Genomic DNA, 18,872 nt, shown 5'->3' with positions numbered 1-18,872 from the left:
TCTTTTAATTACATTAATGTAAATTCGGATCGTCAGCCGCAACTTCCTCCCAAACGGGCAAGGTTGTTACATTACATTCCAGAGACATATCGAGCGCATTCAGGATCAGTTTGACATCCAGAATCTGATTGCAGCGTACCACCGCAGGAAGCGTCTTCCGCAACCGGACAACCGTACCGTTTCCGTCTCTGAAATCGATCCCGACATCCATCTGCAGCGTAGTCAAATCCGTCGGATTGGGATTGAGTGTACCGTCTGTATTCCAGAAATCCGTGCCACGGTGGGCCGGAATAATAAATACCATCGTATCACTCCGGAAAGTGCCGTCCCCCCGGGAGGTAAAATTCAGTTTTCCCTGTAAAGGCAATGCCAGCGTATCGGGATTCGTTTTTGAGGGCAGCAATTTCCCCTCCCAATCCAGCCCCAAGGGCACCTTATAAAGACGTATGTTCTGCTCCCGCGCAGGATCGATATTACGCACACTTTCCACATACACACGCACCTTCGCCACATTGCGTGCCACATTGGCCGAATTGACGGTTACCGTCTGATCTTCCCGCACCTCAGGCAGACTGATTTTTCCGAAAAAAAACTCAGGGGCAAACGTACTTTTCCCGTTTACAACAGTCGGTACATACCGGTACATGGGTTGTCCTGACAGTGGCCGTCCGGCAACCGGATTACTCAAGGCAGCCCCCTGCGGGGACACCATCGTAAGATACCAGTTACCGGTACGTATTTTAGATGTAAGGGTCGTACCCGTGCGGTTGATTCCGTATATCTCGTAACTGAACTTACCGTTGTCCGTCCCTCCCCGGCGGGAGAGCAACAAGCGCATATCCCCGGCCGGCGAATTTGTCAAAGCCGTCCCGGAAGTTCCCACTTTCAGCGCCAGGAATCCCTGCTCCCCGTCCTCTCCCTTCTCGTAATAATCACCGCTACAGGACAACAGCCCCAGACACAAAACCATCCCCACGATTCTTTTCTTCCATAAATGTCGCATTGGTTTCAGTTTCATATATTCATATTTTATTTCAGCCGACAGATTGCTCTGACGTCTATTTTTTCTCTTCCCGCTTCCCCGTCCCTCGTTTAAACCTTATTTACAATTTCTATTATTCTTATCCATTTCACACACCCCGTCAACAGACTGTAAACCGTAAATGAAGCACACAAATCCACAATCAACTTGCGGAAACAATTGTTTTCCTAAAATCTCTCACCGGTGGCAAAATCTCCCACGGTCTGCAACCTCGCACTTTTCACTCTCTTATTTTTATCCTTTCCCGGAATACGGATTTCCCCGTCAGTATCAAAATACAATTCACCGTCCACCTGTCCGAAAACAAAAAGGGTATACCCTTCCTTCGTACGTTCGAATCCGGAGATATAAGTACCCGGATAATGCTCGGCGACAAGCATGCGGATTTTACCGGGCAACAATGTCCGGAGTCCTTCCGTCAGTTGTGTAAACAAATAACAAGCTTTGATCAATTCGCCCTGTTCGTCAAACCAAAGCTCACCGTTATGGAATACCACACAATATCTACCGCGGTACGTCAAATATTCGGGCGGAGAACAAACCCCGGAACAGGTTTCTTTCAGCAGATGCTGAATTTCGGCAGGCAGGTCCTCCAACTGGATTTTACGACCGGGCTTACTTTTCTTTGTACAGGTCACCGGCGAGGCAGCCACCACCGAAATGATACAAAGCAGGATCATTGCCAGCGTGATTATACTGATATCTTTCATAGCCTTTCCGATTAAAAAACAAGATAAAAGCCGCTTCTCCCGCCAAACCGCCTTTACGGGAGAAGCGGCAACACATTAAACAGGTAATTCCGTCATCGTCACATTACCCCACTCTACCAAATTTACCTTGATACTAAGGTTTCCGTAAGAACCCGGTTCATCCGGCGGAGTGCTATCTCCATGGCTCTGAACCGTAACGACAACATCCAGAATGTTGTTAGCCCCGATAGCCTGGCTGATCGCACCACTCCAGTATACAGGACGATTTGCCCCCAATGGTGCATCCGCACCGGCAGGAACATAAGTATTATCTTTGGTCGTACCTTTAATCGTAATATCGAATTTCTGGGCTCCCACGGTTGCAGAACCTCCCGGAAAGCAAATAAAATCCCGATAAAGAGTCACACCGTTAGCGGCATCCAGAATATCTCCCGTTCCGGTATATCCGGCAGCGGGCTCTGTATCTAAGAAAGGAAGGTTTACATAAACTCCGTCATTGCCGCCTCCGGAAATGGCCGTATAAGTATTCTCTACATTGACAGAAGGATTTATCCGACGCAAAAAGATCGATGCATCATTCTGGGTCGTAAATTTAATTTTAGTCGCATTGTCCCCCTTCAATATGAGGCGCACCCGGATCAGGGAAACAGCACGGGTCAGCCGAAACGGTGTCATGATATTATTGTCTGTATCGGGGGCAATCGTTACCTTCTGAGTGGCCATAAAAATTTCAGCAGGAGGAAGAAATCCCTCTCCAGCACCCAGTTCGGTAGGTTTAGTTGTTTTCACCAATTGCATCAGCAAATCATCCGCCAAGCGACCTTTGGCTGTCGTCACATTCCAGTCCGGACGATTGATATTAGCTGCCTGCCCGGAATTGGCAATGACATATATATCACAATTGGCAGTAGCCGGAACATTTTTCAAACTCACGGTTTTTTCACCTATATCTGCACCTGTAGGCGGAGTAACCGAACGGGCATCCACCACCACCCCAGCGGGATTAACAAATAAGACGATCAGATCCTTCACATTGTCTTTCCAGCTTGTCGTTGGTTTCTTACCGGAAGCTGTCACGGCACGGCCTTCCGGATTTTCTGAAAAGCCGAAAGACATTTTCACATTACCGGTACCCCGGTCTTTCACTACTTCTTCCTCCTTGTTACAGGACAATAAGCCCGCAGCTAACAAGGGTATTAAAACGAATAATTGCACTAATTTTCTCATAGTCAAACTTTTAAGATGATTAATAAACACACAGTTTTTATTTTTATTACACTTTTTTCGTCAAGCAGCACACCACTCTCCGACATAAAAAATCAACTCTACTTATAGATAGAGTGTGCATGAAAATAAAAAGACATAATCATATGTATATCAATACATTAACAACAAAAAGGTATAAGAAAATGTTTCAGCAAAAATTACATGTAAATCAGACATACAAACAAGCATCATAAAAATCTGTATATCTGATGATTAGAAAAATATATACTGAAACTTTGCTGAAACACAGCCAACATAATATTGTTCAAATAAGTAAAAACAAAGAACATGGGGGAAATCTTATTAAACAAATTACTTTACGTAAACGAACACCAAAGTTGTAAAAATTACCAGGTAGAAATCGACACCGGATTCAAATACCTGGAAGTTCCACCCGGCACGCACGTATATGAACCCAAACTGCAATACAACAACGTCGTCATTCTCATTGAAGGTGAATGCATTATCAGTTGCAATCAGTATGACAACCGTAAAATCTCCTCTTCGGAAATGGTGCTTTTACCCAGGGGAGCTTTGGTTGACGCTTATACCCAAAAAGACTGTAAGCTGCTGTTATTCAGCTTCGGAATGGTACGAAACGTATGCGACGTCAATATGCTGCAATCCTATTATGATTTATGCAACGATGTTCACTATGATTTCACGCCTTTGGAAATCAGACATCCGCTCAACGAGTTTATCGACCTGCTGGTGTTCTGCCTGAAAAGCGGAATGAACTGCGCTCATTTACACGAGATTAAACACAAGGAATTCTTTCTGTATCTGCGTGGATTTTATACAAAAGAAGAAATTGTACAATTGTTTTTTCCCATCATGGGGAAAAAATTGAAGTTTAAAGATATGGTTTTGAAAAACTATACCAAGGCGGAAAATGTGGAGGAATTAATCGAACTTTTAAAGATGAGTAAGAACGCATTTTATGCAAAATTCTCAAAAGAGTTCGGAATGTCGCCCAGGCAATGGATGCTGAAACAAATCCGGCACCAGGTATTTATAAAAGCTGCGATCCCGAACATCACAATCAAGGAACTGATGGACCTGTTTAATTTCGACTCTCCTGTACAATTTAACCGGTTTTGTATGCGCGAATTTAATTGTACTCCGGGAGAGTTAATCAAACAGCAACAGGAAGTTAGTCACTAATTCGCAGAAAAATAAGGAAAAAAAGGCAAGTAAAACGAAATGATAAAAGATTCGCACGTTTTGTTAATGGATATTATAACAGAGATACTATCTTTGTCCCGTGAAAAGGTATAGTCCTTATCAATTAAAGGCTGTATCTCTATCTATAAGTAGAGGGAGTGTAAATATTTAAAAACTGTTGTATTTTGGGGTCGCACTCTATCTATAAGTAGAGGAATTCTGCAAATATATAAAAAATACAATTTTATTAAAATTTTCTCCGGATTTTTTACATTTTTTCAATTTATACAACCGGCCGATTACATGTTTCTTTTTATTACTTTTGTTACGGTGTAAAATTCAAATGCTAACAAAATGAAACCACATTTTTTCCGGTTGTTGATCAACCTCATTCTTTTATCGGCTCTGGCTGTTTCCTGTAATTCCAAACCGGAAAAGGCCACGCTGACTATTTATTGTACTTCGGATGTCCACGGAACGATATACGATTACGACCTGAAACGGGATCGTCCGAACAAAAGCAGTCTGGCCAATGTGTCTACGGCAATCAAAAACGCCCGGATGCAGGACAGCAACCGTGTTATTTTTCTGGACAACGGAGATTTTCTGCAAGGCCAGCCCAACGACTATTACTATAATTTCATCGATACCGGTGTGACCAACCTGACGGCAGAAGTGATGAATTATCTGGGATACGATGCGGCATCCGTCGGCAATCACGACATCGAAGCCGGGCATCCGGTATACGATAAAATCGTTCACGAATTAAATTTCCCCTGGCTTTCGGCCAACACAATAAATACAGCCACGGGACAACCGTATTTTCAGCCTTACACCGTTATTGAGCGTAACGGACTGAAAATTGCCGTTCTGGGCATGACCACTCCCGGTATATACAAATGGCTGCCGAAAAAATTGTGGGAAGGCATGGATTTTGAAGATATGGTAAAGACAGCCCGCTATTGGGTAAGCGAAATCCAAAAGAAAGAACAACCGGATTTACTCGTCGGACTTTTCCATTCCGGCTTCAACTACAATTATGCAGGAGAAAACGCCGAAACTCCGCGCAATGAAAATGCAGGCGTATTAGTTGCCCAACAGGTGGACGGTTTCGACGTCATTATCCTCGGCCACGACCACCAGGCAAAACAAATGGAAATTACGAACAATGCCGGACACAAGGTTGTGATCCTCGACCCGAAATCCCATGCCAATTATCTCGGAAAGATTGACATTACGCTGACCCGCGTGGGAAACGCTTACGACAAAAATATCACGACAGCGTTAATCGATCTGTCAAAAATTGAAAAAGATACGGCTTACCTGAACCGCTTTGCTCCGGCTATTGAAAAGGTAAAAGCATACATCAATACCGAAATCGGAGAATTTAAAGAGCCTTTGTCCGGACGCGACGGCCTGTTCGGTCCCTCTGCCTTTACCGATTTCATCCACAACGCACAACTGGCAACCACCGGAGCCGATATTTCTTTCAGTACCGTATTACAAATGGATGCTCTCATACAGAAAGGAACTGTGACCATCCGGGACATGTTCAACCTATACAGTTATGAAAACGGACTTTACACCCTGTCTTTCACCGGCAAGGAAATCGACCGTTATCTTGAATATGCCTATGGATTGCAATACAACACCATGCAATCGGCCAAAGACCATCTGCTGCGTTTTAAAAGTGACTCTACCGGCAAGCTGCTGAAAAACAACAAAGGCTACTATATACTTGCTTCGGATTTTTTCAACTACTCCTGTGCTGCCGGAATTAAATATACCGTCGACGTCACAAAGCAACCGGGCGAACGGGTCGACATCCTTTCGATGTCCGACGGTACGCCGTTCGATGAAAACCGGACGTATAGCGTAGCCATCAACTCTTACCGGGCAAACGGCGGCGGAGGTCATTTGACAAAAGGACTGGGCTGGGATAAGGCGGAAATCGACTCCCGGATCATCAAAATCATGCCCAAAGATGTCCGTTTCTATATCACGGAATACATCCGGGACAAAAAAACATTGGACCCCCAATGCCGCAACGATTGGAAAGTCGTTCCCAAAAGATGGTTTAAAAAAGGCAAGGAAAAAGATTATCAATTGCTTTACGAACAGCATTGAGACAGTCCGGACATATTGGGATTTACGATTTTAGATTTATGATTTATGATTTATGATTTATGATTTATGATTTATGATTTACGATTTACGATTTACGATTTACGATTATAGATTATACACACTATTCTCTCCAGCGAAAAAGAGGATTCGTCAATCGTAAATCATAAAATAAACCGGCCGGAAAGTTTGACTTTCCGGCCGGTTTATTTTATGAAGCCCCGTTTACTCCGTAATCCAGGTCCAATCGTTCACGTCACACACGGCTTCCACCGTTCTTTCCACAGAGTCGGGTAAACCCGGGAAAAAATCGATACCGGTTTTCTCCTCCAACTGATCGATTGTCAGTGTCAGGCTTTTCAAATGATAAGGCTGAGAATACTCTTTGTGTTCCAACCAGAAAGCAATGGCTTTATAACTATCGTTTTTACGAGCCAAAACCGCCATATAATAATACTTAGGCACAGCTACATTATTGTGCTCCCCGGTCAGTTTGATGATCTGATCATCGGCAATCGTTCCTCCTTTGACGACATACAGCGTATCTCTCAAAGCGGCATCCTGCATCCAGGCTTTGACATCTTCCTCGAGCTTTTGCCAGATTTTCTGGTTGAAGCCCGACAATTGCGGACTCATATTGGAGTAATAAAACGTCTGCTCATTGGCTTCCTTAGAGTAACGGCGGTCGTTTGAAGCCACCAAATGCCCCCGGTCGTATCCGCTGTAATCCGTTTTCGTCGTCCGGTATTCAGCCGGCACCTGCGGATCGTCGCCCCAGGCATCCGTGCGGCTAACATTATCGGCAGCCGTCACATCATAGGCTTTAAAAGCGACCCAACGGGCATGCCGTTTGGGAAGGTTATATTCCATGCAATAGTTATGCACCGTTTTATTCTGATAGGTGACGGAATGGTCGATAAACTTGTAATCCGTCTCTCCGGTCAGACGGGGAATTTCCAGGCGACCGGCAATCACATTTGTAAAATTCTCCTCCGTTGCCTGTTGCGTAATCCGCAAAGTATCCCTGCTGGCTCCACTGGCCAGGGTAAGCAACGTATTCCGGGAAGTCCGTTCGTCGTTCGGGGCGATAACGACATTTACAACGCCATCGTCCACTCCCCGCAACGGGTCGACGTTACACCACTGACTACCGGTTCCCGAAAGGGAAATAACCCAGGACCCCTCCGCACCGACATTCAGTGTATACTCACCACCTGCACCGGGTACGGCCGACAGGTTTGATTCCGAAGACAACTCTGCCCGTTCGTCCGTATCGTCACAGGCAGCAAAAAGCATTGCGAGCAGCATTCCGCTGCCCGCAATTAAAGTTGAAACAGATTTTATTCCTTTCATTATAAACTACTGATTTCTTTTAAAGAATCTTCCACATAGGTAAATTCACCTTTACCGGTCAATTTATAACGTGCCGTATAATATTTGGTAGCACTGGACCCTTCTATACCGTATACTCCGAATTTAAGCACATAGGTAACGGGGACATCTTCCAATTGAACATCCGGATATGCACATTCCAGCATATGTAACAAAGCTTCCGGCAGGCGTTCCCACATCAAAGCCGTCAGATCTTCATCCGGCATTTCTCCGTAAGCTTTTTCATTTTGAGCTTTCCAAGCCGACGGACGGAAATCGAAATTATTCTGATAAGCAGAACCTCCATAGTAATAATCGTTATTACCGTAAGAGGTTACATAGCCTTTCCCTTTCTCTGTAACGCCTTCTTTCTGATCGATATTCTCCCATACCCAATCGGTCAGTTTCTGAAAATAGTGATTCGTCTCGGCATTTCTACCCGGCACCAGGGTAATGGTTACATCCGGACTGAATACCCATCCGTTTTCCGCCAGGGCATATTGCTCGGTCACAACGGTTACAGGCTGTGTGTTGTATGTCCATGCACCGGCTGTAAATACATATTCGTCGGCTTTCAATACCGTCGCATCCCCGTTATAATAATTATACACCACAGCCATCGTATCACCGGCCTGAGCATACGGATATTTCAATCCCAGGAACTGCGGCAAATAATTTTGAGGATCGATGGAGGAACTGAAATTATTATGTGTACCCGGTTCTCCCATTGCCTTATAATCGGCAGGATTAAGGATCGTCACTTTTTCAGGTGCCTTCCAGGCTGAACCATCGTAAACATAAACAGCATACTGAATTTCTGTAGCTACAGCAGCAGCTCTGGAAGACAATGGCGAACGGCTGAATTTATTCAGTGCCGGCACATAATCGGCTGAAGCAGCAAGGGCAACAGAAGACGAACTGCCTGCCGCCGTCACGGAAACAGCCATCGTATTAACATATTTATTACTGGAAACACCGATAGCAAATCCGGTTACCGTTACCTCCTGTCCGTTTAATGCCGGATCAACCATATCGCTTAACGGATATTGTATGCTTCCGATTGCGGTCGTCGTTCCAGCCACATTTACATTATAATAATTTCCGCTGATAGACAAGGTTCCCGTATAAGAAACAAACTTCACCTCAGGGGCTGCCAGATAAGCATCCATTGCTGCAGCATCCATCGAGGCCGCTGTCGGATAACTATAAGAGCCATGAGCCGCTAAAGTAACCGTCGACTCCTTCGGGAACTGCATCAATCCGCTATATTTTGTAGTCGTTCCGGATACGGTCATCACATCACCTGCCGAATAAGCCCCGTCGTAAGAACTTCCCAGGAATGTCAGTATATATCCCGTTCCGTCGGTAAGCAGAAATCCTTGTTTGTATTCCGCGCAAATCGTACCCCTTACCGTATATTCACCGGCCTCAGCCGCAGCTACCGTACCGATTTCATCATAGTGAGACAAAGCTACTACGTCAGTAGCCATCGTATTAACGTATTTACTGCTGGAAACACCGATAGTATAACCCGTTACAATCACTTTCTGACCGTTCAGGGAAGCGTCGATAAAACCATCAGCCGGATATTTAATACTTCCGATCGCTTTTGCTGCACCTTCTATATTGACGTTATAATAACTACCACTGATAGATAATGTCCCGACGTATGAAATATACTGTACGGAAACCCCTGTCAGATAAGCATCCATTTCCGCAGCGCCCCACTGACTCGGTACGGGTTGTGTATATTCTTCAACTCCCACTTTCGTTACAACAGATGTGTTCGGAAATTGGCTCATGCCGCCAAACTCGGTTGTCGTTCCTTCAACGGTAACAATATCTCCGATTGCATTATTTGAAGGCTTTCCCTCCAGATACACCAGAATCGAAGCGGTACCGTCGGATACCAGAAAACCATTCTTGTATGTAGCAATCACCGTACCTTTTACTTTATAATTTCCGGGGCCGGCCGTTATTACATCTCCGATCTTGTCGAAAGTTTCCTCTTCTCCGCCGCCTGAACCCGGTTCATTGGCAGAATATTTGTAAGATACTACCACATACTCTCCGGTTACGGGATTTTCAATCGCCCCTTCCAAAACTTTCGGCAGACTTTTTTCCGGACTCTTGGACGGAGTCAGGTAAGACACATCCGGAATTCCCCAAATGGTTTCATAATCCGCAGCCGTCAATTCATAAGTATCGGCAGCAGCCAATTCAGCCAGATAAGCCGGTGCATTGGGAACATAATTATAGCTTGCACGAATGGTAGCGCCCAGAGAAGCCGTTTTCCAGTTTTTTGACATAAAAAGCGGTAAAACCGTTCTCGGTTCTGCGGCAGGAGTCAGGTACTGATTGCTTTTAGCTGCTTTTAAAGCCGTTACGATCTTCTCTGCTTTCTCTTTTTTTGTCGCCTCGTCACCGGTCAGAAGGGCCATAATATCAGCCTCCTTATAACCGCTGATAGCAGAATAATCATCGGCGGTAAGCGTATAATCCTTATTCAATACATTCTCCGGCTTGGTCATATCGTCCAATCCGTCGAAGTGTTTGTCATTAAAGTCCTCACAGCTTGTCAATCCTAAAACAGAGGCCATGCAAAGATATATGAGATGTTTTTTCATATCCTATCCTTTTAAACTATCAAATTATTAGAAACTAATCTTCAGGCGAACGGAATAATTCCGGCCGAAACGGTAAAATACACGGTAAGCTGACTGCCAGTTGTGACCCGAACCGTCATAAGCATCGGAAATAGACACGCCATCCAATACATTGTTTACATTTCCGTAAATTGTACCCCATAATTTACCCAACGGGAAACGATAACTGACATTCAGATCCAGTTCTCCTGCCGAAGGCATCCGCCACGGGGTTTCGTACTTTTTATAACCGTTCATTACCAAATCGGCACCATTGTCTCCGCCGACAGAAAATTCAGCATAATTACGCATCCAATAGGTATAATCAGCACCTACCCGCAAGCCTTTTAAAGGTTGCACTTTAGCGCCGATAGCAAATGTCGTCTGAGCAGAATTTCCGACACGTGTACCGTTCAGGTCCACTTCCATCTTGGCATGATCTTCTGCCTGAATACCGGAAGCAATATCTCCGTCCATATTTTTCAACGGCTGACCAGATGAATTATAAAAATAACCGGTAGATGAACTGTTCCATTTCCAGTCTCCGATAGAAACCATACCGTTGATGTCCACATTTTTAATCGGACGGAATACAAAATCCAACTCAACACCCTGATGCAAAGCGTCGATACCGCTCATATTGATCGTTGCCCGGTCGTCATTTTTCAACGTAATCGTACGGGTCATCGTTTTATCCAACCACTCTGTCCGGTATACGTTCACATTAGCACTGAAAATAGAAGAACGGAAACCGTAACCGACTTCTACGGAAAATACTTTTTCATTGACGGCATCCGGGTTGGTGGCATTACTGTTCATTGCGTACAGGAACACCCCGCCGGAATAGAAAGGAGCACGGGAAATATAACCGATGTTGGCAAATACATTGTGTTGATCCGTCAGATTATAGTTAGCTCCCCCTTTCAGGTTCCAACCGATAAAGTTTTCTGTCTTCGATTTTTCATGCGTCTTATCGTAATAATAATGATTCTTCTGCCAATATCCGGTATTAGATACGGCACCTGCAAGGAAAACGCTCAATGCATTCCGGTTGAACTCTGCCTGCCCGAAAATACCTTCCTGCATCACATAACCGTCGTAATCCCGGTAAACGACATCCCCGACTTTCAGTTTTTGATTTACCCAGTTCGGGTCTGCACTGTTGGCATTGTTAGCCACACTCATCTGTCCCCGGTAACGATCCACAAAGAATTCGCCTCCGTAAAGGTCAACCAATTCATTGGTGTGTGTACCGTTGTAATACCGGAAGTCGATACCTCCGTAAACATCGAAATATTTACCGATAGAAGTCGTATAAGTAGACATCAAACCGTACCAGTTGTGCTCGTTCTTCGATTCGGACATGGCCATCAGCGAACCGTTATCACTGGTAGCATTCAACTCGTAAATTTTATCATAAGCAAAGGTTCCGTCTGCATTGCGGAAATAAGTATTTAATGTACCATTGCTGGAACCGTACCACATATTGGCATAATCGGAAGTACTTCCCAAACCTTTATAACCGCCTCCGCGACCGATGGAAACGTACAACACGGTAGAAAGACTGGATTTCTCATTGATCGTCCAGAAATGGTTCAAAGAAATCTGGGGTTTGTGGTATTTATTGTAGCTCGAAGTTTTACGTTCGCCGTGCAGGCCGAAACCGTAGGTCGGGTTATACCGGTACTGCCGGTCTCTGCCCGTATATTTTTCAACGTTCTGCCACCCGGCAATAGACAATCCGTCGTAATTGCTGCGCTGATTATGCCATTGCGGAGCTCCGAACACCGTAAACGACAACAGATGATTTTCATTGATCTGTTTGGAGATGTTTCCGAAATAAGAATAAGCCTCGAATTCCGTACCTTGTACATAACCGTCACCCCAGCTCTTGGCTCCCAGTAAGGTAATGGCCCAGCCGTTACGCAAACCGGTAGACACATTGAACATGATCTTGTTGTATCCGTCGTTTCCCAAAGCATAGGAAACCGATCCTCCGGCTTTGACATCCGTCGTTTTTGTCACGATATTGATAGAACCACCCACAGAAGGAGAAGATACTTTAGAAGCGCCCAAACCTCTCTGCACCTGCATCGAACGGGTTACATCCGAAAGACCGGCCCAGTTCGACCAATACAAACCGCCCCATTCCATATCATTCATCGGAACACCGTTGATCATCACAGCAATATTGGCTTGCTCGAAACCACGCAGATTAATACGGGAATCTCCGAAAGCACCTCCGGATTTCGTCGCATATACCCCCGGTGTAGATTTCAATATTTCCGGAAACTCCTGCGTAGAAAGCTTGTTTTCAATCTCAACCGGCTCGATTACGGACAATGCCACCGGAGTCTTGCGCCGCACGGCAACAGATGCCGTCACGGTAACGTCTCCCAGACCTATGGCTTCGGTTTCCATTCCTATAACCCCCAAATCCAAAGGTTGTCCCGAAATTTTTACCGTCTTTTTCAACTCTTTGTATCCGACACAACGAAATACAAGGGTTTGTGTTCCCTCTTTCGAGGTTTTCAACGTAAAACTTCCGTCCAGAGAGGAAGCAACACCTTCCGTCGTTCCCTCAACCATGACTGTCGCTCCGATTAATTCCTCTTTTGTCTGAGAATCGATGATCTTACCTTTAACGATTCCCTGAGCCATCGTTACCAATGTCAAGAAAAACAGTGGTACCATGAAAAGCAGACTTCTAATAAAGATTTTCTTCATACTTTCTATTACTTGTTAATTAATAAGTTTGTATGCACACAACCTAATAAAACGAACGTTTTTTTTAGGCACATATAAAAATTCATGACGCAAAGTTAAATAATATAAAATGAGGTTATAGTTAAAACTATAAGTTTTTTTCAATCTTAACTAAAACTTCATAATCGATATCCGAAAAAAACCTTCGTTTTATCAGTAAAATGCACAGATTTAAAGGATGTGCGTACGTATTTTTTTTATTCATTAATTAATCAATAACAACAAAATGATCAGAATTTCAATCAAACATCTGGTTTTCATAATCCCTTTGCTTTTAGGAGCCTGGGGAGTTATGGGACAGAAAACCGTGAAAGGAAAAATTGTAGATGCAGAGACAGGGGAAACCCTGATCGGAGCAACTGCCATCATCGAAGGTACATCTATCGGAGCTGCCAGTGATCCGGACGGTAATTTCACTATTTATTGTACGAAAGAAGGGAAAATAACCCTTATCTTCCGCAATGTAGGGTATGAAGAGCAACAAAAAAGCGTATCGCTTGAACATAACGTCACCGATTTAGGTGTTATAAAATTACAGGCTTCGACTGTCGGCCTGGAGGAGGTAAAAGTGACGGCTTCTATTGTCAGCAAAGACCGGGCAACCCCTATCGCTATCTCCAACATCACCCCGGAAATCATCGAAGAGCGCCTGGGCAATCAGGAGTTTCCGGAAATCATGAAATCCACGCCTTCCATATATGCGACAAAATCCGGCGGAGGATACGGAGACTCCCGTGTCAATCTGCGCGGATTCGATTCCAATAACATCGGTATACTTATCAACGGTGTGCCGATCAATGACATGGAAAACGGCAAAGTTTACTGGTCGAACTGGTCAGCTCTATCGGACGTAACTCAATTCATCCAGGTTCAACGCGGTCTGGGAGCTTCAAAACTGGCCGTCAACTCTGTCGGAGGTACCATGAATATGATTACCCGCAATACGGATGCGAAAATCGGAGGTTCCGTCTATTACGGAGTCGGTCACGACGGTTTTCAGAAAATGGCAATCAACGTATCCACCGGTTTGATGTCAAACGGCTGGGCCGTCAGTATCGCCGGCTCGACAACCGAAAGCACACGGGGATATGTCGAAGCGACCGATTACAAAGCCTGGATGTATTTTCTCAACATCTCCAAACGGATCAACGACAACCACCGTCTGTCCTTTACTCTTTTCGGCGCACCGCAATGGCACAACCAGCGCGGACAAATGCACACCATACAGGAATTCCGGGATCATCCCAGCGGCATCCGCTGGAACTCCAGCTACGGATATTTAAACGGCAAGGTATTCAACGGTCCCTACGCCTACAACGAATATCACAAACCGCAACTGTCTCTGAACCACTATTGGAAAATCGACGACCAGTCCTCTCTTTCAACGGCTGCCTATGTATCTTTTGCCAAAGGAGGAGCCCGCAGAGCGTTCGGAACCAAGAAAAACTGGCTGCAATACAACAATACAACCGGTAAACCTTATGTCGGTACAAATGCCGACACCAAATTAACCCCCGATGGCTTACTGGACTACGATGCCGTATTAAAAGAAAATGCAGCCTCGCAAACCGGTTCGTTGCTGGTGCTCGGAACCGCCGTAAACGCCCACGATTGGTATGGAATATTGTCAACCTATACGAACGATCTGACACAGGAATTCAAATTGACAGCCGGTTTGGACGGGCGGTATTACAAAGGATACCACTACAACAAAATCACCGATCTGATGGGCGGCAGTTATTATGAAGGCGATTATCTGGCTTACCAGTCCAAGGGCACTCCCAAATACAAAGGCGACCGCCTCGGTTATGAAAACACAAGCGAGGTATTGTGGGTCGGTGCATTCGCCCAACTCGAATACGTCAAAGATAATTTCTCGGCATTTTTGTCCGCTTCTTTGACGGAAAATGCCTACCGGCGTATCGACGACGGGAATTATGCTCCCGGCGATCCCATGCGTAAATCATCCTGGCAGACATTTCTCCCCTGGGGCGTCAAAGGCGGTGCCAATTATAAATTCGGCCGTATACACAACGTATTCGTAAACGGAGGTTACTTCAAACGGGCCCCTTACATGAATATCGTATTCAAAAACAACACCAACGAACTGACACCTTCCGTCAAATACGAAAGCGTATATACCTTCGAAGGAGGATACGGACTGACCTTACCCAAGCTATCCGTCAATGTCAATTATTATTACACCGAATGGAGAGACCGGGGACTGAATAAAAATATGGGAAACGGTATTTTTGCGACAATGCACGGCGTAAATGCCCGTCACCACGGGGTCGAATTCGAAGCGGTTTATAAACCGGTTTACAATTTCACCCTGAGAGGCATGTTTTCCTGGGGCGACTGGATATTGACAGACAATCCTATCGTATCGCTTTTCGACAGCAACAACAAACTGATCAGTGAAAACGACCAGTTGTATGTGAAAAATGTCCACGTCGGCAACTCGGCACAGATGACAGCCGCGCTCAACGCCTCCTACGAACCGTTCGATAATTTCAGAGTCGGTGCCGCCTGGAATCTTTTCGACAAGAACTATGCCGATTACGCCATCGAAGACCGTACCAGTTCACGGGAAGCCGGTCTGGATGCCTGGAAACTCCCGCGATTTTGCACTTTCGATGCCAATGTCAACTATCAGCTGACCCTGGTCAAAAATATCCGGGCCACCTTATATATCAATGTCAACAACCTTTTCAACACCCAATATATTGCAGACGCTAAAGACGGCGTATATCACGACGAATTTTCATCCCTGGTATACTACGGATTCGGACGCACCTGGACAATGGGTTTCAAAGTGAGGTTTTAAACATACGACAAACGAAGGAAACCGACAATCTTTAATAAAAAAAACACAATGTATTCAAACAGTCAATGGACTTATAATTTTCAAACGATACGACAATGATAAAAAGTAAATATAGCTTGATTCTCCCGGCGTTGCTTGCCTTCACAGCCTGCAACCCGATGGACGATGTGTATGATGCTTTGGATGCCGCCAAACAGCCGCTTCACGAAGATGTCACTTATACCTTTACCGCTCAGGACTATTCCAGCGTCGGTTATGTATTTAAAAACAAACACACGGCAGCCGACTCGGCTATCGCTGCCGACATCAAAAGCAATCTGCGTTTTCCCGATAAAGAAATCGCCAAAGAAGGAGTCGCCGGCTATCTGAGCTCATTATTCCCGGCCCTGAATGCCCAATCGACAGCGGCTGTTACCTATGCCATCGACGAAAGGGACAGCAGCTATCTAAAGGCCATGATGCTTTTACAGAAAGCTCCGAACTACACGCTGACACCGGCGGATTATGCGTCAATTTGGGGAGAAGCCGGAACCAATTACCTGACCCCCGGAAAAAATGCAGATAAATACCTGGAAAAAATACTGGCGACAGCCGTCACAAACGCTCAAAAAGGCGACCTATACCGGGTAACTTACAACTATTCGCCGACGGAACCCAGTAACGGCCATACTCCGGCACCGGTACTGACCTCGCTGGATGAAAATTTCGATGAAACGGTCACCGACAAAGCCGCTTTTGCCGCCGAAGGCTGGACCAATTTCGCAGAAAAAGGAAATGTCAGATGGCAGGGTAACCTATACAACGGCGACGGATACGTATCTTTTTCATCCTATAACTCGAACGAAGAAAATATCGGTTGGCTGATCACCCCGGGAATCGACCTGACCGCAGCCACAAAACCCCTGTTTGCTTTCGACATCACACTAGGTCATTACAACGCTTCCTGCCTGCAGGTTCTGATTTCCGCCGATTACGAAGAAGGCGACCCGAATCTGGCCACCTGGACGGATATTACGCCGAATTTCTATTTCGATATTCCGGCCAAAGGTTTCGGTAAAAAAATGCCGGCCGGTATCCTGGACCTGAGTGCCTATAAAACAACCGTACATATTGCCTTTAAATATACGGGAGACGGTAATAACAACAAAACGACAACCTATCAGATCGACAACCTCCAGATCGGAGAAAATATCGGCGTAACGGAAACAATACTATTAGCGGAAGATTTCGAAACGACGACACACAAAGCAACCATACAACTCACAGATTGGACAAACTCTTCCGCTACCGAAGGTGCTAATCTCTGGAAAGGTTATAATTTTGACAACAACAAATCGGCACAAATAACGTCTTACGGTTCCGCCGTAGAATTTTTCAGCTGGCTGATTACACCGGCTTTATCTGTTCCGGACGAACCGGCGCCTCTGTTCACTTTCGACATTGATGCGGCTTATTACGACACCGATTGCCTGGAAATTCTGCTCTCGGAAGATTTCGACGGCAGCCACCCGGAAACGGCAAGCTGGACAAACCTCACAAGTCATTTTACAATACCGCAAAGCAGCAAATACTCCACATTCAAAAAAGCCGGAACGGTCAACCTGAAAACCTATGCGGGAAAAACCGTCTGTATCGCATTTAAATACCACGGCGATGCAGCCGACAACCGGAACACGGCTTATGAAATCGACAATGTAAAAATACATTATTATAAACGCAGCACGACACCTGTTTCTTCGGGTATACGCCCGGCAGCTACCGATCAGGTAATACGCTTTGCCCTATACGAGTACAACGGCAGTAAGTGGGCCCCGAAAGCCAATACGGTCATTGTCAATCCGGAAGATTACGAAACGATGGGCATTACCGGCAACAGCTTTAAGGATGCTTCCGTTGCCATGCAATATTTACCGCTCTTCCTGCAACAAAAATACCCGTATACGGTTTCAGAAAAAACAATGCACGTACTATTCGAATTGAACGGTAAAACAGCCGTACAGGAATATCGCCGGACCGAAGGCAACTGGACCAATTACAACGGAGTGGTGCCAGTGACGGAGCAATACATTCACAACGGGACCAAATGGTCCTTTGATCCGACCGTCGTCTTTACGATGATCAGCAGCGATTATCAGGCCCTGGTCGATTTTGTAACCAACGATCCGAAATATAAAATTTATCTGGACGAAGCTTACCCGTCCAATACAGAATGGTGGTATGGTGCAAACGCCAAATACAACAACATCAGTATGTTGATAAAATCCCGGAAATATTACGATACAAAAGCCGGAGATCACTTCCTGGACGGCAAGGAAGATGCCGAATGCCGGGAAATCTTCCACCAAAGATTACAGGAAGGAATTGCCAACCATGTGCTACCGGCCAGATACCCGGATGCAGAAGCCATAAAGGACAATATGCAGATGTTTTATCTGGTCAAATATGCTACCTACAGCCCGACCGGTACCTGGCAAGCCAGATTCAAAGGCATTGCCAAAGGTAAATTCGAATATGTAGAAGGCTCCCAGACCGAGCTGAAATAATCCCCGCCGGATATACGAAAAGAGGCTGCTTGTATAAAGTGCCACCCAAAAGTTTTTTGTCAAACTTCCGGGGGCACTTTATTTTTTTGCCACCCTCCTTACCCGATAATCAACACATTATAAATCACAAAAAAATATTCTCTTTTACGTTGCCCTAAACACAAGGAGTGTAAAAGGAGAAAGAGAGAAAATCAGGGTAATTGATTGATAAATAGAAATGTATGTCTTTTAGTGGCTAACGATGGCTGATAGCAGAATTGCAGGAAAAAGCAGATTAGCGCATACTTTCCGTTTCTTATCCGTTACCCATTCAGATAGGCGAAAAACACAGCAAACCAATGACCTTAAACGTCTGGTTATAGCACTGTTTGTCTGTGGCTTACATTGTTCAGACAACTCACAAAGAAAGTAATT

The 18,872-nt window shown here is 45.2% G+C and carries 10 protein-coding genes; 4 read left to right on the top strand and 6 right to left on the bottom strand.

Features of this window, described 5'->3' with window-relative positions; genetic code table 11:
- Positions 1–13 precede the first annotated feature (13 nt).
- From BN8908_RS17505 to BN8908_RS17495, 3 genes are all read right to left on the bottom strand, one after another.
- The gene (locus BN8908_RS17505; protein ID WP_148453410.1) at positions 14–1,018 is read right to left on the bottom strand and encodes a hypothetical protein; all 1,005 of its coding nucleotides are present in this window, start codon (positions 1,016–1,018) and stop codon (positions 14–16) included.
- A 191-nt stretch (positions 1,019–1,209) separates the two neighbouring features.
- Positions 1,210–1,752 carry a PepSY-like domain-containing protein gene (locus tag BN8908_RS17500; RefSeq protein WP_068691909.1) on the bottom strand — a complete coding sequence of 181 codons (543 nt, stop codon included), beginning with the start codon at positions 1,750–1,752 and terminating at the stop codon, positions 1,210–1,212.
- Positions 1,753–1,827: 75 nt separating this feature from the next.
- A complete protein-coding gene (locus BN8908_RS17495) occupies positions 1,828–2,979 on the bottom strand; it encodes a FimB/Mfa2 family fimbrial subunit (RefSeq protein ID WP_068691908.1) in 1,152 nt (383 codons plus the stop codon).
- Positions 2,980–3,306: 327 nt separating this feature from the next.
- Here BN8908_RS17495 and BN8908_RS17490 point away from each other — a divergent pair, with 327 nt between their 5' ends.
- The gene (locus BN8908_RS17490) at positions 3,307–4,182 is read left to right on the top strand and encodes a helix-turn-helix domain-containing protein (RefSeq protein ID WP_068691906.1); all 876 of its coding nucleotides are present in this window, start codon (positions 3,307–3,309) and stop codon (positions 4,180–4,182) included.
- 354 nt (positions 4,183–4,536) lie between these two features.
- Entirely contained in the window at positions 4,537–6,309 is a 1,773-nt protein-coding gene (locus BN8908_RS17485; protein WP_021986602.1) for a bifunctional metallophosphatase/5'-nucleotidase, read from the top strand.
- A gap of 222 nt (positions 6,310–6,531) precedes the next feature.
- Here the strand turns inward: BN8908_RS17485 and BN8908_RS17480 are convergent, their stop codons facing one another.
- From BN8908_RS17480 to BN8908_RS17470, 3 genes are read right to left on the bottom strand one after another with little or no spacing between them, the layout of a single operon-like run.
- Positions 6,532–7,659, bottom strand: coding sequence for a DNA/RNA non-specific endonuclease (locus BN8908_RS17480; RefSeq protein ID WP_021986603.1), 1,128 nt, complete (start codon positions 7,657–7,659; stop codon positions 6,532–6,534).
- On the bottom strand, positions 7,659–10,304 hold the full coding sequence (locus BN8908_RS17475; RefSeq protein WP_068691904.1) for a single stranded DNA-binding domain-containing protein: 2,646 nt from the start codon (positions 10,302–10,304) through the stop codon (positions 7,659–7,661). Before BN8908_RS17475 ends, BN8908_RS17480 begins: the two co-directional genes overlap by 1 nt.
- 27 nt (positions 10,305–10,331) lie before the next feature.
- Entirely contained in the window at positions 10,332–13,049 is a 2,718-nt protein-coding gene (locus BN8908_RS17470) for a TonB-dependent receptor (protein WP_021986605.1), read from the bottom strand.
- Positions 13,050–13,314: 265 nt separating this feature from the next.
- Between BN8908_RS17470 and BN8908_RS17465 the strand changes: the two genes are divergently transcribed.
- Positions 13,315–15,915, top strand: coding sequence for a TonB-dependent receptor (locus BN8908_RS17465; RefSeq protein WP_021986606.1), 2,601 nt, complete (start codon positions 13,315–13,317; stop codon positions 15,913–15,915).
- A 95-nt stretch (positions 15,916–16,010) separates the two neighbouring features.
- On the top strand, positions 16,011–18,458 hold the full coding sequence (locus BN8908_RS17460) for a choice-of-anchor J domain-containing protein (protein ID WP_068691900.1): 2,448 nt from the start codon (positions 16,011–16,013) through the stop codon (positions 18,456–18,458).
- The last annotated feature ends 414 nt before the right edge of the window (positions 18,459–18,872 follow it).

This window comes from Culturomica massiliensis (assembly GCF_900091655.1).
Lineage (GTDB): Bacteria > Bacteroidota > Bacteroidia > Bacteroidales > Marinifilaceae > Culturomica > Culturomica massiliensis.
The sequence above is the reverse complement of the archived record's forward strand: the minus strand, read 5'-3'. Positions and strand labels throughout refer to the sequence as shown.

What these genes read in the sequence shown, in the direction of transcription:
- BN8908_RS17460 (WP_068691900.1), top strand. Translation starts at nt 16,011, where the DNA reads ATGATAAAAAGTAAATATAGCTTGATTCTCCCGGCGTTGCTTGCCTTC.
- BN8908_RS17485 (WP_021986602.1), top strand. Translation starts at nt 4,537, where the DNA reads ATGAAACCACATTTTTTCCGGTTGTTGATCAACCTCATTCTTTTATCG.
- BN8908_RS17490 (WP_068691906.1), top strand. Translation starts at nt 3,307, where the DNA reads ATGGGGGAAATCTTATTAAACAAATTACTTTACGTAAACGAACACCAA.
- BN8908_RS17470 (WP_021986605.1), bottom strand. Translation starts at nt 13,049, where the DNA reads ATGAAGAAAATCTTTATTAGAAGTCTGCTTTTCATGGTACCACTGTTT.
- BN8908_RS17480 (WP_021986603.1), bottom strand. Translation starts at nt 7,659, where the DNA reads ATGAAAGGAATAAAATCTGTTTCAACTTTAATTGCGGGCAGCGGAATG.
- BN8908_RS17465 (WP_021986606.1), top strand. Translation starts at nt 13,315, where the DNA reads ATGATCAGAATTTCAATCAAACATCTGGTTTTCATAATCCCTTTGCTT.
- BN8908_RS17475 (WP_068691904.1), bottom strand. Translation starts at nt 10,304, where the DNA reads ATGAAAAAACATCTCATATATCTTTGCATGGCCTCTGTTTTAGGATTG.
- BN8908_RS17500 (WP_068691909.1), bottom strand. Translation starts at nt 1,752, where the DNA reads ATGAAAGATATCAGTATAATCACGCTGGCAATGATCCTGCTTTGTATC.
- BN8908_RS17505 (WP_148453410.1), bottom strand. Translation starts at nt 1,018, where the DNA reads ATGAAACTGAAACCAATGCGACATTTATGGAAGAAAAGAATCGTGGGG.
- BN8908_RS17495 (WP_068691908.1), bottom strand. Translation starts at nt 2,979, where the DNA reads ATGAGAAAATTAGTGCAATTATTCGTTTTAATACCCTTGTTAGCTGCG.